Source organism: Cellvibrio mixtus subsp. mixtus J3-8 (assembly GCF_000766945.1).
Taxonomy (GTDB): Bacteria; Pseudomonadota; Gammaproteobacteria; order Pseudomonadales; family Cellvibrionaceae; genus Cellvibrio; species Cellvibrio mixtus_A.
The window spans coordinates 3,939-4,212 of record NZ_KN266219.1; the positions used below are offsets into that span (position 1 = coordinate 3,939).

Below are 274 nucleotides of genomic sequence, written 5' to 3' on the forward strand. Positions count from 1 at the left end.
TTTGATTGTCTCGCAAAAACGCATTGGTGGCCTGCAAGCAGTGCGCGCACCGTTTGTTCCTGACGGAAAAATTTTCATTACCGCACTCTCCAATTTGTCGATCTACTGGCAGGAAGGTGCACGCCGTCGCCACATCGTGGAAGAACCGAACTTCAACCGCATTGCCAACTATGAATCTTCAAACGATGCCTATGTTATCGAAGATTATGGTTTCGGCTGCTTGATTGAAAACATCGAACTTGGCGATTTTAGTTAATCAGGTAGGTGACCGGTG

At 47.1% G+C, this 274-nt stretch carries 1 protein-coding gene; it reads left to right on the top strand.

What is annotated here, in order from left to right:
• The coding region (locus A596_RS23680) for a P2 family phage major capsid protein (RefSeq protein WP_039918805.1) at nt 1–256 on the top strand (256 nt) is incomplete at its 5' end.
• Between the last annotated feature and the right edge of the window lie 18 nt (nt 257–274).